Below are 13,176 nucleotides of genomic sequence, written 5' to 3'. Positions count from 1 at the left end.
TAAAAAACAGACCTAATCCCGAAGGAAAAGGCCTGTTTTCGTCGAAAATCGGCTTATAGAGCCCGATACCGGTTCTGTCTGGACGAAACTAACCGTTCAGACGAGCTTCCAATCTGGCTTTGTCTTCTTCGTAGCCGGGCTTGCCCAGCAGCGCAAACATGTTCTTCTTGTAGGCTTCCACACCCGGCTGGTCGAACGGATTTACTCCGAGGAGGTAACCGCTGATGCCGCATGCTTTTTCGAAGAAGTAGACCATATAACCGAACGTGTGCGCCGAAGTGTCAGGCAGTGTCACGATCAGGTTAGGCACTCCTCCATCCGTATGAGCCAGCATAGTGCCCTGGAACGCTTTTTTATTCACGAAATCCATCGTTTTGCCGCTCAGGAAGTTAAGCCCGTCCAGGTTCTCTTCATCGGTCCCGATGACGATCTCCTCTGCGGACTGGTCTACGAACAGAACCGTTTCAAACAGGTTGCGATTGCCTTCCTGGATGAATTGGCCCATGGAGTGAAGGTCTGTCGTGAAATCGACGGCAGCCGGGAAGATCCCTTTGTTGTCTTTGCCTTCGCTCTCGCCGTAAAGCTGCTTCCACCACTCCGATACATAATGCAGGGAAGGCTCGTAGTTCACGAGAATCTCCGTGGTTTTGCCTTTGCGGTAGAGCGCGTTGCGGACAGCCGCATACTGGTAGCTCGCGTTCTCACTCAGCTCGGGGCTGGAGAAAGCTTCGCGCGCGTCGGCCGCGCCCTGCATCATTTCTTCGATGTCGATGCCGGCCACGGCGATCGGCAGCAGGCCTACGGCCGTCAGCACGGAGTAGCGTCCGCCTACATCGTCCGGGATAACGAAGGACTCGTAGCCTTCGCCGTTGGCAAGCTGCTTAAGAGCGCCCATCTCGCGGTCGGTCGTGGCGTAGATGCGCTTGCGCGCGGCTTCTTTGCCGTATTTTTTCTCCAGCAGCTCGCGGAAAATACGGAAAGCAATCGCCGGCTCCGTCGTCGTTCCGGATTTGGAAATGACGTTTACGGAGAAGTCTTTGCCTTCCAGCAGTTGCAGAAGGTGCGTTACGTATGTAGAACTGATATTCTGGCCGACGAAGTACACGGCCGGAGTTTTACGCTTGTCTTTATCAAGCAGGTTATAGAAAGAATGGGACAGCATTTCAATCGCCGCGCGAGCCCCCAGGTAGGAGCCGCCGATGCCGATCACGACAAGCGCTTCGGAATCGGATTGAATTTGTTTCGCCGCCTTCTGGATTCTGCCGAACTCTTCTTTGTCGTAAGCGACCGGAAGATCGATCCACCCTAAATAATCACTACCGGCTCCGGTTCCGTTATGCAGTTGGTCATGTGCGGTACGGATCGGCCCGGCCAGGTAATCAATTTCGTGCTGGGCAACGAAGTCAAGCGCCTTGCTGTAATCAAATTGCAGCTTCTGGGTCAACTTTCTCTCCTCCTCGGTTCTTTTACTTGGTTCTTTCCTCTAGCATACCGCTTCTGTGCCGCTGTCCGCAAGTCACGCGCCCGAGGCATGCTGCCTCTCCGCAAAACGTGCTACAATAGGAAAAACGCCTAGTGCCGTACCTTCACCCAAACGCTTGCGGGGACGGCTTCATAGAACGGATACGTGCGGGCGGGGCCTGCCCGACAACCCTTCGGTAGTATTGCCAGGGCGGCGGATTTATTCTCCGAAAACACCCGGCGCATCGGCTTCGCATGCATTGATTCCTTACTATAAAAGCTTTCCGGACAAACTGCAAGTGAAATTATCGTGTCTGGCGTGACTCTAAACGAGGTGATTAGTGATGAAACAAATCGGATTTATCGGATTAGGCACCATGGGCGCTCCGATGGCCCTGAATCTTCTCCGCAAAGGGTACGCGGTCACCGTATACAACCGCAGTGCCGATAAAGCGGCGGAACTTGTCCAGGCGGGCGCTTCGCTTGCCGCAACCCCTGCGGAAGCCGTCTCCGGCGCCGGGGTTCTGTTCACGATGCTGAGCAACGATTCCGCCATCGAGAGCGTTTTTTACGGCGAGAATGGGGTTCTGGAGAAGGCCGGTGAAGGCCTTACCGTGATTGATTCCAGCACCGTCTCCCCGGCCCTCAGCCAGCGTCTTTACGCCGATCTGGGCAAACGCGGGGCGTACTTCCTGGACGCGCCCGTAACGGGAAGCAAGCCCGCTGCCGAAGCGGCGACGCTCGTGTTCATGGTCGGCGGAGACCGCCCCGTGTTCGACGCCCAGCATGCGCTGCTGAGCGATCTCGGCAGCAAGGTGCTTTACATGGGGCCGTCGGGTTCCGGCTCCTATACGAAGCTGGCCCACAACACGATTGTGGGCATCAATGCGATCGGCTTGATGGAAGGCCTCTCGATCGCGACGAAAGCGGGCCTTGCCCCCGAGCAGTTCCTGCAGATCGTGCAGGCGGGTTCCGGGAACAGCAAGCAGGCCGAGCTCAAAGGCCCGAAGATCCTCGAGCGCGATTTCAGCAACCAATTCTCGCTGAAGCTGATGCTGAAGGATCTGCTGCTCGCGTCGGACCTGACAGGCAAATTCCAATTGCCCGCTCCCATGCTGCATGCAGCCACCACCGTCTTCCAGATGGGCCTGAGCAAAGGCCTGGGCGAGGAAGACCTGGCCGCCGCCATCCAGTGCTACGAGGAATGGATGAATGAGCGGGTGGAGAAAAAAGGCGAGCGGTAAAGCGCGCCTTGAAACCGGCGGGTACCCACGTAGCGGCTGACCGGGCTTGCATCTCCGCTTGCCTCGTGATTTATCCGCCGTATAGGGACTCGTAATCGTTGAATACGCGGCATTCGTCCATTCATAGCACCGGCATCGCATTCGGTTCTATCGGTGTTTATCGCGTACTGCCGCATACCGTGTAAAACAAGCTAGCATAGGCGGAGTAAGCTCGCCGCTCCGCCTGCGTACTCTCGCGAGATCCGTAGGGGGCACACGCCCCTGAAACCCGGGCTCCGGTGGACCATCGTCGTGCGAAGCCAAACACCGCGTGCGGAGAGCTCCGCACGGCAAGAAAGGCCCTTCCGAACGCTGCATTCGGAAGGGCCTTTTCTATTGCCTGCTGTGGTGCATTACGCTGCGTATGGCCTGCACTCGCGTATTGCCCGCGCTCGCGTATTGCCTGCGTATACCTGCAATGCGTGTACCTGTTGTTGCTGTACAGCCCGCACTGCGTATGCCTGTTGTTGCGTGTACCTCGGTCGCGTACTGCCCGCAGTTTCGTGCTGCCTGCTGTTGCGTATACCCGCAGCCGCGTATATCTTCTGTCGCACATACCTGCTGTTGCTGTACAGCCCGCCCTGCGTATGCATGCTGTTGCGTGTACCTCGGTCGCGTACTGCCCGCAGTTTCGTGCTGCCTGCTGTTGCGTATACCCGCAGACGTACTGGCCCGCAGACGTAGCCGAAAGCCTATTCCGCGATGTAAGAGCAGCAGTAATCCGTGACGGTCCGGACTTTCAGCTTGAATTTCGCGTTAGCCGGGACGGTAAACTCCCCTTCACCCTGAATGTCCGTCCAATCGGATTCGCCGGGAAGGAGGACGCTCAGGTCGCCGGCCAGGATTTCCATGATCTCTTTGGAGTCCGTACCGAATTCATACTCCCCCGGAAGCATGATGCCCAGCGTCTTCTTCGTGCCATCCGCGAACAGAACGGCACGGCTGGTCACTTTTCCCTCAAAATAAACGTTCGCTTTCTTGACTACGGTAACTCCTTCGAAATTCGACAACCTGTTCTCCCCCTCGTGATTGGCGGCTGCACATAAGGACGACCCTGTGGAAGCGGTCGTCCGGATGGCATTCCTTTATTTATTTAAGCAGTTCTTTGACGCGCTTGGCGACATTCTCTGCCGTAAATCCGAATTCCTTGATGAGCAGATCGCCCGGAGCCGAAGCGCCGAACGTGCTGATTCCGAGGATAGAACCCTCATCGCCTACATAACGCTCCCATCCGAGCGGATAAGCCATCTCTACGCCGAGACGCTTTTTGACATTCGGAAGCAGGACGGAATCCTTGTACTCCTGGGACTGCTTCTCGAACAGCTCCCAGCTCGGCATGCTGACAACGCGGACTTGGATGCCTTCTTCGGCGAGCAGCTTCTGAGCGGCCACACCGTGCTGAACTTCCGATCCCGTCGCAAGGATAAGCGCGTCCGGCTTGCCGTTAGGCGCGTCGGATACGACATAAGCGCCTTTGGAGAAGTTCTCGCGCGCAGATTTGGCGGAGCCTTCGAGCTGCGGCAGGTTTTGACGGGTCAGAATGAGTGCGTACGGTCCGTCATTGTGCTCCATCACGTAACGCCAAGCTTCGCTCGTTTCGTTGCCGTCCGCAGGACGGAGAACGGTCATGCCCGGAATGACGCGGAGAGCCGCAAGCTGTTCAACCGGCTCGTGAGTCGGGCCGTCTTCGCCTACGCCGATGCTGTCGTGCGTGAAGACGTAGATCACCGGCTGCTTCATCAGGGCAGCCAGGCGGATCGACGGACGCAGGTAGTCGGAGAACACGAAGAACGTGCCGCCGTATACGCGGAGACCGCCGTGCAGGGAAATTCCGTTCAGGGCGGCGCCCATTCCGAATTCGCGCACGCCGAACCAGATGTTGCGGCCCGCGTAATTTTCCGCATTGAAGATCGGAGCGTTCTTAATCTCCGTGTTGTTGGAGCTTGCCAGGTCGGCGGAACCCCCGAAGAAGAACGGAACGTTCTTCGCTACGGCGTTCAGCGCGTTACCGGAAGCGGCGCGAGTTGCCAGAGCCTTGTCTTCCGGCGTGTAAACCGGCAGATCGCGGTCCCAGCCTTCCGGAAGCTTGCCGCTTTCGCCCAGTTCAAACTGCTCGGCGAGCTCAGGGAAAGCTTTGCGGTAGTCGTCGAACAGCTTTCTCCATGCCTGCTCGGCCTGGATGCCTTTTTCTTTAACCGCCGCATAATGCTCACGGACTTCTTCAGGAACATAGAAATCTTCTTCGTAGTTCCACTTGTAGAATTCCTTCGTCAGCTTGGCTTCTTCCAGACCGAGCGGGGAACCGTGCGGTCCGGCATGTCCGCCTTTGCCGCCTTTGTTCGGGCTGCCGTAGCCGATCGTCGTTTTCACTTCGATCAGAGTCGGACGGGTGGTGTCGGCTTTTGCCTCTTCAACCGCACGGTTGAGGGCTTCCAGATCGTTCTGCTCTTCTACGCGGAGCACCTGCCAGCCGTAAGCTTCGAAACGCTTTTGAACATTCTCTGTAAAGGAAACGTGCAGATCGCCGTCGAGCGAAATGTCGTTGGAGTCGTACATCATGATCAGCTTGCCCAGTTTAAGGGTTGCGGCCAGAGAGACGGCCTCGGAAGACACACCTTCCATCATGTCGCCGTCTCCGCAGATGGCGTATGTATAGTGATCGATAACCGGGTAACCTTCACGGTTGTACAGGCCTGCCAGATGGGCTTCGGCCATCGCCATACCTACGGCCATGCCGATACCTTGTCCGAGCGGACCGGTTGTCGCGTCAACGCCCGCCGTGTGACCGAACTCGGGATGTCCCGGAGTCAAGCTGCCCCACTGGCGGAAATTTTTGATTTCTTCCATCGGAAGATCGTAGCCCGTCAGGTGCAGAATCGCGTAAAGCAGCATAGAGCCGTGGCCTGCGGACAGGACAAAGCGGTCGCGGTTGATCCATGTCGGGTTGGCCGGGTTATGGGTCATTTGATGCGCGAACAGCGTATAAGCCATAGGCGCGGCTCCCATAACGATGCCGGGGTGACCGGACTTGGCTTTCTCGATAGCGTCGATTCCGAGTGTACGGATCGTGTGAACGGCAAGTTGCTGAATAGGCGTATTGCTTGCAGACATGGTGTATCCTCCTATGAATGGTCTCGTGTTATACTGTTGTTATTCTCACCAATATTGAAGCTTTAGTTCCATTATAAAGCTAAAATCCGAAACCGCAATGTCAGTCCTTGGTGTTAGCGCCCGCATGGTGACAAGGGAGAGTGAGGAGCGGATGAGCCGCCCTTTTTTTGAAAACGGAAACATGCTTGTCCTGCGGGGCTTTGCTTTCGGGCTGGTGCCCGGGGCCGCACTCGCTCTGCTTTTTAAAGCCGTGGAATTCTTTGCAGGTTCCCGCGTCTATACGCTGCTGCTCAATGTCGACTTTATCCCGGGTCTTGGGAGCGGTCAGCCTGAATGGTTCGAACTGACCCTGCATCTGGCCGTTTCGGTTCTTATCGGTTTCCTGTACGCGATTCTGCTCGGACGTACGGGAAAACCGTGGCTGCCGGGGATCCTGCTCGGCATCTCGCCTATCCCCTTGTTCGTACCTCTTACCCAATTGGCCGTATCGGCGAAAACACCCGTCCTTTCGGATGTAACCGCCATGATCTGGTGGATCGCGGGCCACCTTCTTTACGGCGTGATACTCGCCGCCTTAGGCACAAAAGCTCTGCAAGCCTCTAAAAAGGAATGAACCGCTTTAAAGCGACATAGTCCAGAGGAATGCTCCTTTAATAAAATCCGAAGCGGCAGAAAAGCCTCTTCGGATTTCTTTCTGAATAAGCCTCGGTACGATATCGCTCCACGGCTGCGGTTCTAGCTGAATACGACCGTTTTGTTCTGATGAACGAGGATGCGGTCTTCCGTATGCCAGGAAACGGCCCTTGCCAAGACGATCCGCTCGATATGGCGGCCGATGCGCTTCAAATCGTCGACATTGTCGCGGTGGCTGACGCGCTGCACGTCCTGCTCGATGATCGGACCTCCATCCAGCTCCTCGGTCACGTAATGCGCGGTCGCCCCGATCAGCTTAACTCCCCGCCCGTGAGCCTGCGCGTAAGGTTTGCCTCCGACGAAAGCCGGAAGGAAGGAATGATGGATATTAATGATCCGGTTCTGGTAATGCTTGATAAAAGAAGCCGGAATAATCTGCATGTACCGGGCGAGGATGATCAGATCCACCTGGCCTTCGAGCAGCTCCAGATGGCGCTTCTCCACCTCGGCTTTCGTATCCGGAGTTACCGGAATATGGTGGTACGGAATACCGAACGGCTCGACGAGCGGCGCCATATCCGGATGGTTGCTGACGACCATGGCGATATCCGCGTCGAGATCCCCGGCGCGCCAGTGCCACAGCAGCTCAAGCAGACAGTGATCTTCCTTGGACACGAAGATCGCCAGGCGTTTTCTCTGACTGGCCAGCGACAGGCTCCAGTCCATGGAGAATTCGGCCGCCACTCCGGCAAAATCGGCCTCAAGCTGCGGCTTGCGCTGCTCAAGGTCGGTTAAGTCAAATTCGATCCGGATAAAGAACATGCCGCCCTCCGGATCCATGGTGTACTGGTCCGACTGGACGATGTTCGCCCCGTATTCGGACAAAAACTTGGATACCGCGGCCACGATTCCAGGCCGGTCCGGGCAGGAAATGAGCATTCTGCCGCGGTTTTGCTTGCCGGCTGCGCCGGACGTTTTTGCTGCTGCCATCTCTACTGGATTCTCCTTTGTACCTGCAAAATAGTCACCTATCCGGTCCGAGCCGGTGATGAAACGGCGTTAACCGTTCACTTACAAAGATTTAAGCAGATCTTTGCCGGCAAACCATGCCGTCAGACGCTGATTGATCTGCTCTTCGGTCAGCTCCGGGAACAGATGCTCTTCCGCGATCATGTCGTACAGGCGCTCCATCGGTTCGCGTCCGTCCGCTTTCTTGGCTTTCGCGTCGGTTTTGAGCAGCTCCCAGGTTTGCAGGACGAAACCGCGCGGATCGACTTCTTTCTTCTCGAAAAAGAAAGCCAGCCGCTCCACGTCTTCCGCGAAGGATTCGCCGAACCGTTCCAAGACGGTTCCGCTGAGCAGCGCGATTTCCGCTTCGTACATCGGACGCTGGGTTTTCGGGTCCTTCCCGATCCACGGAGTCTCCAGGATCATCGGCAGGCCGATCAGCTTCTCGTGATGAACGACGCGGTTCATCGCTTCGAAGCCGATCCAGCCCGCTCCGACCGGAGCATGGCGGTCTTTGGACGCGCCGCGCGGATTCTTGCTGTCGTTCAGGTGGACGACTCCGATGCGGTCCAGACCGACCACGCGGTCGAACTGGTCCAGCACGCCGTCCAGGTCGCCTACGACATCATACCCTGCATCGTGGATGTGGCAGGTATCCAGACATACCGTCAGGCGGCCGTTGTCTTCGACCTTGTCGATAATCAGCGCCAGCTCCTCGAAGCTGCGGCCCATCTCGGTGCCTTTGCCCGCCATCGTTTCCAGGGCGATATGCACACCCGTGTCCTTGACGCCGGCGAGGACTTCGTTCAGCCCTTCCGAAATGCGGGCGAGGCCGTACTCCGCATCCTTGTCCGTAAAAGCGCCGGGATGAAGCACGATATTTTTAACGCCCAGATAGTCCGTGCGGCGGATTTCATCCTGCAGGAATTGGACCGCCAGCTCGTACGTGTTCTCTTTGTAGGAACCGAGGTTGATGATGTAAGGGGCATGAACGACGATTTCGCCGATCCCGTGCTCCTGCATGACTTCCCGGCCCTCTTCGATATATTGCGTTTCAATAGGCTTGCGCCGTGTATTCTGAGGTGCACCCGTATAGATCATGAATGTGCCGGAGCCGTACGAAACAGCTTCCCGGGCCGCATTCAGCAAGCCTTTGTCGGAAAATGAAACGTGTGAACCGATTTTAATCATAGGGAATAGGCTCCTTGCTTAGTAAAATCTTTTCCCCCTATTTTACAGGCAATGTCGCAAGAAAGCCAGAAATAAGGTATAATTTCAAGAGAGATCCAGTGCTTAAACCTGGCCCAGCGCGGGAATAATAGATTCCGAGGTGACGAGTTTTGAACAACTCCCTGTTTATGTGGTTTATTACTTTCTGGCCCCTTGTCCTCATTGGTCTGATGGCGATCGGCGGTTATTTTATGTTCCGCAAATTCCTGAAAGTGCTCCCCAAGGCCGACGGAAAATCCAAGCTCGACTGGCAGAACTATTACGTGGAGAAATCCCGCCATATGTGGACGGACGATTCCAAAGCCTTTCTTAACAAACTTGTCGCCCCTGTACCCGGCCCGTTCCGTGACATCGCCAAGCACTCCATCGCGGCCAAGATCGGGCAGATCGCCTTGGAAGAAGAGGCGGCGGAAGTTACACGCGAGCACTGCATCAAAGGTTATATCATCGCCACTCCCAAGCGGGATTACCGGAGCCTGATGAATTTCCTCGAACGCGAGAAGATTGATTACACGCCTTACAAACATCTGATCAATTCCTGATTCTTCTATTATACTCGCAGGAAGATTTCAGGAAGTCTGATCGGGGTACACGCCAAAAAAACCGCTCGGCCCTCTCGGGACAGGAGCGGTCATTTTTTTACGCAAAGTCAAAGCGGCACACAACGCGGCGGGATCGGCTAGAACAGCCAGAGGCCCAGCGCCAATGAAACGATCCCCAGAAGCAAATAAAGCGAGCTGATCAGCCAGCGGAGCCAAGGCTTCCATGCTTTATCCCCCTCAACAACCATTCTTCTCATCCTACTTTCCCTGACCTGAACGTTACCGACTTGGGGAGCATGTAACCCGGTTCTGCTTTACGCCATCAACGGAAGGCGAGTCTCGTACTCGTTCAAACGTCCGTGATGCGGCAGATCGTGACAGCCCGTGGTGTTCGAATTCGGGGTTGCACAGCTTTTGCAGCTTGCCAGCGGTACCGACACCCGGTAAAATCCGGTTTTGAAAATGTGATCCGCCTGTGTCCGGGACACAATCGAACCGCAGTGAATGCAGTAGACCAAATCCAAAGCTTTCATCCTCACACACCTCTTCATTTTGCTTCTTGTTGTCGCAACTTGTTACATTCTGTATTTGTAAATTATTATAAGATACGTTTTGTAACAAATCAAGAAGTTTTTGGGTGATTTGGTGCGTTTTTACGAGATTTTTGTAGAATTTTTAGAAAAAAATAATACATCGCTGTACCCAGAAGGGCACCGCAGGTGTCCAGGATAACGTCTTCCGTCATCGAGGTCCTATGCGACGTAAATTTCTGATGCCATTCATCCGTGACCGCGAAAATGACACAGACCGCTAGCATGATGCCTGTCTGCTTGCGCTTGCTCATCAAGCGCAGGCTTCCGAGCCAATAGCCCGCAAGCAGAGCCAGGATGGCGTACTCCACGACATGGGCCGTTTTGCGTATGAAAAATTCGACATAGCCGTAGGTCCCCAGTCTTTTAACACTTACCACGGACCGGCCGTACTGAAACGATCCCGCGGGAACCGCTTTTTTTAATTGCAGTTCCGAGATATGTTCACGCAGCAGAGGCTTTAAGCTTTGTTTCTGGTACGGTTGCGAGGAGAGATAGAACATGAACGACATCCACGCCAGCACCAGCAGAAGGCGGAACATTTTATTGCGGCCGAGAGCCCTCATAAGCGCATTCACCTGTTTCCGATTTAACGTTTTCCCGGTTAACAAAATAAAGCCCCCCAATATCGCATCCGATATTAGAGGGCTTTGAATCTATCTTTTATCTTATTTATAAGTAGTAAGCAAGGACATTTCCGTCTGATTCACATGCTTAAGCATAATTTGCTTTAAATCGTCCACGTAGGGCTTGACCGTAGGAACGGGTTCACTCTGCTCTTCCACCCTATGTACAAATTGCTCCAACTCCAGCAGCAACTGACGCATGTCCGGGTTCTGCATAATAACCGCCTCTACCGGGTTAGCGGTTCGGGATAGCTATGGTATGCAGCACCATATCCATCACCCTGTTTTGATCGGCCGGAGTCAAGCTGGAGCCGGAAGGCAGACACAGCCCCGTCGAGAAAAGCCGATCAGAGACGCTGATCTCCTCTTCATGGGGATAATAAGCGCATCCCTCGAAAAGCGGCTGGAGATGCAGCGGTTTCCATACGGGGCGCGCCTCGATATTTTGAGCCGCCAGGCGGTCCACGATTTCCGTCGAGGAAACGCCCGTTACCCGTTCATCGACCGTAATCGCCGTCAGCCATCGGGTAGAACGCCCGTAATCCGCCTCCGGCATGAAGGAAATTCCTTCTATGGATTCGAAGGCTCTGCGGTACTGCCCGAAGACTTCTCTCCGTGCCTGTATCCGGTCATTTAAAACCCGGAGCTGGCCTCTTCCGATGCCGGCCAGAACATTGCTCATCCGGTAATTATAGCCCACTTCCGAGTGCTGGTAATGCCGGGCGGTATCCCGGGCCTGCGTAGCCCAGAATCTGGCCTTCTCCAATGCTTCCAGGTCGTCGGAAACGAGCATGCCGCCCCCGGAAGTCGAAATGATTTTATTTCCGTTAAACGAGTAGACACCGAATCTACCAAACGTCCCGCTCTGTTTTCCCTCATAAGTGGCTCCCAAAGATTCGGCCGCATCCTCAATTACCGGAATGTCGTACTTTCCGCACAGAGTCAGAATCGGATTCATATCGGCACTTTGTCCGTAAAGATTAACGACGATAACGGCCTTCGGCAGGTTTCCTTCCCGGTCCGCCTCTTCAAGAGCTCTCCGGAGAGCTCCGGCGGACATATTCCATGTGTCCGGATCGGAATCGATGAATACGGGAATCCCGCCCTCGTACAGAATCGGATTCGCACTGGCCACGAATGTCAGGGAAGAGCAAAAAATCCGGTCACCCTGGCAGATGCCCACAAGCTTGAGCGCCAGATGAATGGCCGAGGTGCCGGAACTTAATGCGGCAGCCCCGGCAGCTCCCGTATATGCGGCCAATTCTTCTTCAAAAGCATTGACGTTCGGGCCCAGAGGAGCGATCCAGTTCGTCTCGAACGCTTCCCTGACATACTGCTGTTCGTATTCCCCCATATGGGGGGGAGATAAATAAATTTTCGGGTTCACAGGAATAGCCATTCTTTTCACTCCTTCTCTCTCTTAATGGGCCTGGCAGGTACGCCTACAACCGTGCAGTCGCCCGGCAGGGGACGGGTCACCACGGCGCCTGCGCCGATTACCGCATCGGAGCCGATTCGCAGCCCCGGCAGAATAACCGAGCCTGCCCCTACATCTCCCGCATGGCCGATCTGCACATGACCCGACACTCTTGCTCCGGGTAATATGCTGCTGTAATCCCCGATAGCGGAATCATGGCCGACCGTCGCACCGTAATTAATCAAGACGTGGCGTCCGAGACGGACATCGGTCGATACCAGGGTATGAGCCGCGACTATGCATCCTTCCGAAATCCGGGCGCTCTCGGAGATAACGGCGGTGGGATGATAAAGCGAGGCGTACCGGACCAGCGGGAACGCCTCTTCGATTTTTCCGGCAACGACCGTCTTAGTCCGAGAACTGCCGATCGCGAAGATCAGCCTGGTTTCTTCCCAATCGGTTTGGGCCAGGGCCGTGTAAGGATGGAGAACGGGATAACCGCTCACCATCTTTCCCTGTATCTGCTCACTCTCATCAAGAATACCGAGTATGTCCCAGGAAGAGGAGAGGCGGTTGATATCGCTGACCAGTTGCACGGTTTCGCGCCCCTGCCCGCCGGCTCCGTAAATCCATAACTTCAAGGGCCGGAAAGGTTTCATTTCTCAACGGCCCCGTTCGATGTGTACCCTTGGAATTCCGGCATCGTTACGTGCCCGGTCCTGCTCACACCTTCGGTTTTGATCACCTTGATCACGGTCATCCATAAAATTTTCATGTCCAGAAGGAAAGACTGATGATCCACATACCAGACATCGAGCTCAAACTTCTGCTCCCAGCTTAAATCGTTGCGTCCGTTTACCTGCGCCCAGCCTGTAATACCGGGTCTGACATCGTGCCGGCGCGCCTGTTCGCTCGTATAACGGTTCATATAATCCATGAGCAGGGGCCTGGGTCCGACAAGACTCAGTTCGCCGCGCAGCACGTTTAACAGCTGCGGCAGTTCGTCGAGGCTCAATTTGCGGAGCAGCATCCCGAATCGGGTCAGCCTTACCTCATCGGGAAGCAGGCGCCCGTGTTCGTCGCACTTGCTGGTCATCGTCCGGAATTTGAAAATAGCAAATGGTTTTCCGCGCAGTCCGGGCCGTGTCTGCTTAAACAACACCGGCGATCCCAATTTTATCCGGATCAGTACAGCGACCAGAAAAATAACCGGAAGCAAGATAGTTAGAGCGATTAGGGCGACAAGAAAATCAAACGTGCGTTTCATGGGAAAAC

At 55.2% G+C, this 13,176-nt stretch carries 14 protein-coding genes; 3 read left to right on the top strand and 11 right to left on the bottom strand.

All coding sequences use genetic code 11. The features are described 5' to 3' along the window. Positions 1–88 precede the first annotated feature (88 nt). The gene (locus HMPREF1207_RS16605) at positions 89–1,444 is read right to left on the bottom strand and encodes a glucose-6-phosphate isomerase (RefSeq protein WP_009672059.1); all 1,356 of its coding nucleotides are present in this window, start codon (positions 1,442–1,444) and stop codon (positions 89–91) included. A 361-nt stretch (positions 1,445–1,805) separates the two neighbouring features. On the opposite strand from HMPREF1207_RS16605, the gene HMPREF1207_RS16600 reads away from it, so the two are divergent. Continuing rightward, a complete protein-coding gene (locus HMPREF1207_RS16600; protein ID WP_009672260.1) occupies positions 1,806–2,705 on the top strand; it encodes an NAD(P)-dependent oxidoreductase in 900 nt (299 codons plus the stop codon). 731 nt (positions 2,706–3,436) lie between these two features. Here HMPREF1207_RS16600 and ppnP read toward each other — a convergent pair. After that, positions 3,437–3,754, bottom strand: a complete 318-nt coding sequence (ppnP, locus tag HMPREF1207_RS16595; protein WP_009672106.1) for a pyrimidine/purine nucleoside phosphorylase — start codon at positions 3,752–3,754, stop codon at positions 3,437–3,439. Positions 3,755–3,833: 79 nt separating this feature from the next. After that, the gene (gene tkt / locus HMPREF1207_RS16590; protein WP_009672164.1) at positions 3,834–5,855 is read right to left on the bottom strand and encodes a transketolase; all 2,022 of its coding nucleotides are present in this window, start codon (positions 5,853–5,855) and stop codon (positions 3,834–3,836) included. A gap of 151 nt (positions 5,856–6,006) precedes the next feature. On the opposite strand from tkt, the gene HMPREF1207_RS16585 reads away from it, so the two are divergent. Then, complete coding sequence (locus HMPREF1207_RS16585) at positions 6,007–6,468, top strand: hypothetical protein (protein ID WP_016423825.1); 462 nt, start codon at positions 6,007–6,009, stop codon at positions 6,466–6,468. 122 nt (positions 6,469–6,590) lie between these two features. On the opposite strand, the gene purU is transcribed toward HMPREF1207_RS16585, so the two are convergent. Further along, complete coding sequence (purU, locus tag HMPREF1207_RS16580; protein ID WP_009672196.1) at positions 6,591–7,478, bottom strand: formyltetrahydrofolate deformylase; 888 nt, start codon at positions 7,476–7,478, stop codon at positions 6,591–6,593. 81 nt (positions 7,479–7,559) lie between these two features. Further along, the gene (locus tag HMPREF1207_RS16575; RefSeq protein WP_009672265.1) at positions 7,560–8,687 is read right to left on the bottom strand and encodes a deoxyribonuclease IV; all 1,128 of its coding nucleotides are present in this window, start codon (positions 8,685–8,687) and stop codon (positions 7,560–7,562) included. Between the two features lie 167 nt (positions 8,688–8,854). On the opposite strand from HMPREF1207_RS16575, the gene HMPREF1207_RS16570 reads away from it, so the two are divergent. Continuing rightward, positions 8,855–9,268 (top strand): DUF2621 domain-containing protein, encoded by a 414-nt coding sequence (locus HMPREF1207_RS16570; RefSeq protein WP_042229966.1) that lies wholly within the window; start codon positions 8,855–8,857, stop codon positions 9,266–9,268. A gap of 314 nt (positions 9,269–9,582) precedes the next feature. Here the strand turns inward: HMPREF1207_RS16570 and HMPREF1207_RS16565 are convergent, their stop codons facing one another. The 6 genes from HMPREF1207_RS16565 to HMPREF1207_RS16545 form a co-directional block, all read right to left on the bottom strand. Continuing rightward, the gene (locus tag HMPREF1207_RS16565) at positions 9,583–9,801 is read right to left on the bottom strand and encodes a hypothetical protein (RefSeq protein WP_009672203.1); all 219 of its coding nucleotides are present in this window, start codon (positions 9,799–9,801) and stop codon (positions 9,583–9,585) included. A gap of 89 nt (positions 9,802–9,890) precedes the next feature. After that, entirely contained in the window at positions 9,891–10,469 is a 579-nt protein-coding gene (locus HMPREF1207_RS16560) for a VanZ family protein (RefSeq protein WP_016423823.1), read from the bottom strand. Positions 10,470–10,526: 57 nt separating this feature from the next. Further along, complete coding sequence (locus HMPREF1207_RS29865) at positions 10,527–10,700, bottom strand: hypothetical protein (protein WP_009672029.1); 174 nt, start codon at positions 10,698–10,700, stop codon at positions 10,527–10,529. A 19-nt stretch (positions 10,701–10,719) separates the two neighbouring features. Next, the gene (locus HMPREF1207_RS16555) at positions 10,720–11,883 is read right to left on the bottom strand and encodes a DegT/DnrJ/EryC1/StrS family aminotransferase (RefSeq protein WP_009672139.1); all 1,164 of its coding nucleotides are present in this window, start codon (positions 11,881–11,883) and stop codon (positions 10,720–10,722) included. Between the two features lie 5 nt (positions 11,884–11,888). Further along, positions 11,889–12,560, bottom strand: coding sequence for an acetyltransferase (locus tag HMPREF1207_RS16550; protein ID WP_009672151.1), 672 nt, complete (start codon positions 12,558–12,560; stop codon positions 11,889–11,891). Next, complete coding sequence (locus tag HMPREF1207_RS16545) at positions 12,557–13,168, bottom strand: sugar transferase (protein WP_009672224.1); 612 nt, start codon at positions 13,166–13,168, stop codon at positions 12,557–12,559. The genes HMPREF1207_RS16550 and HMPREF1207_RS16545 overlap by 4 nt, the downstream gene beginning before the upstream one ends. Positions 13,169–13,176 lie beyond the last annotated feature (8 nt).

Origin of the sequence: Paenibacillus sp. HGH0039 (genome assembly GCF_000411255.1) — a bacterium.
GTDB lineage: Bacteria > Bacillota > Bacilli > Paenibacillales > NBRC-103111 > Paenibacillus_F.
Note: the sequence above shows the minus strand (reverse complement) of the source record. Positions and strands in the feature narration are given on the sequence as shown.

What these genes read in the sequence shown, in the direction of transcription:
- HMPREF1207_RS16570 (WP_042229966.1), top strand. Translation starts at nt 8,855, where the DNA reads ATGTGGTTTATTACTTTCTGGCCCCTTGTCCTCATTGGTCTGATGGCG.
- HMPREF1207_RS16585 (WP_016423825.1), top strand. Translation starts at nt 6,007, where the DNA reads ATGAGCCGCCCTTTTTTTGAAAACGGAAACATGCTTGTCCTGCGGGGC.
- HMPREF1207_RS16550 (WP_009672151.1), bottom strand. Translation starts at nt 12,560, where the DNA reads ATGAAACCTTTCCGGCCCTTGAAGTTATGGATTTACGGAGCCGGCGGG.
- tkt (WP_009672164.1), bottom strand. Translation starts at nt 5,855, where the DNA reads ATGTCTGCAAGCAATACGCCTATTCAGCAACTTGCCGTTCACACGATC.
- HMPREF1207_RS16555 (WP_009672139.1), bottom strand. Translation starts at nt 11,883, where the DNA reads ATGGCTATTCCTGTGAACCCGAAAATTTATTTATCTCCCCCCCATATG.
- HMPREF1207_RS16565 (WP_009672203.1), bottom strand. Translation starts at nt 9,801, where the DNA reads ATGAAAGCTTTGGATTTGGTCTACTGCATTCACTGCGGTTCGATTGTG.
- HMPREF1207_RS16575 (WP_009672265.1), bottom strand. Translation starts at nt 8,687, where the DNA reads ATGATTAAAATCGGTTCACACGTTTCATTTTCCGACAAAGGCTTGCTG.
- purU (WP_009672196.1), bottom strand. Translation starts at nt 7,478, where the DNA reads ATGGCAGCAGCAAAAACGTCCGGCGCAGCCGGCAAGCAAAACCGCGGC.
- HMPREF1207_RS16600 (WP_009672260.1), top strand. Translation starts at nt 1,806, where the DNA reads ATGAAACAAATCGGATTTATCGGATTAGGCACCATGGGCGCTCCGATG.
- HMPREF1207_RS16545 (WP_009672224.1), bottom strand. Translation starts at nt 13,168, where the DNA reads ATGAAACGCACGTTTGATTTTCTTGTCGCCCTAATCGCTCTAACTATC.
- HMPREF1207_RS29865 (WP_009672029.1), bottom strand. Translation starts at nt 10,700, where the DNA reads ATGCAGAACCCGGACATGCGTCAGTTGCTGCTGGAGTTGGAGCAATTT.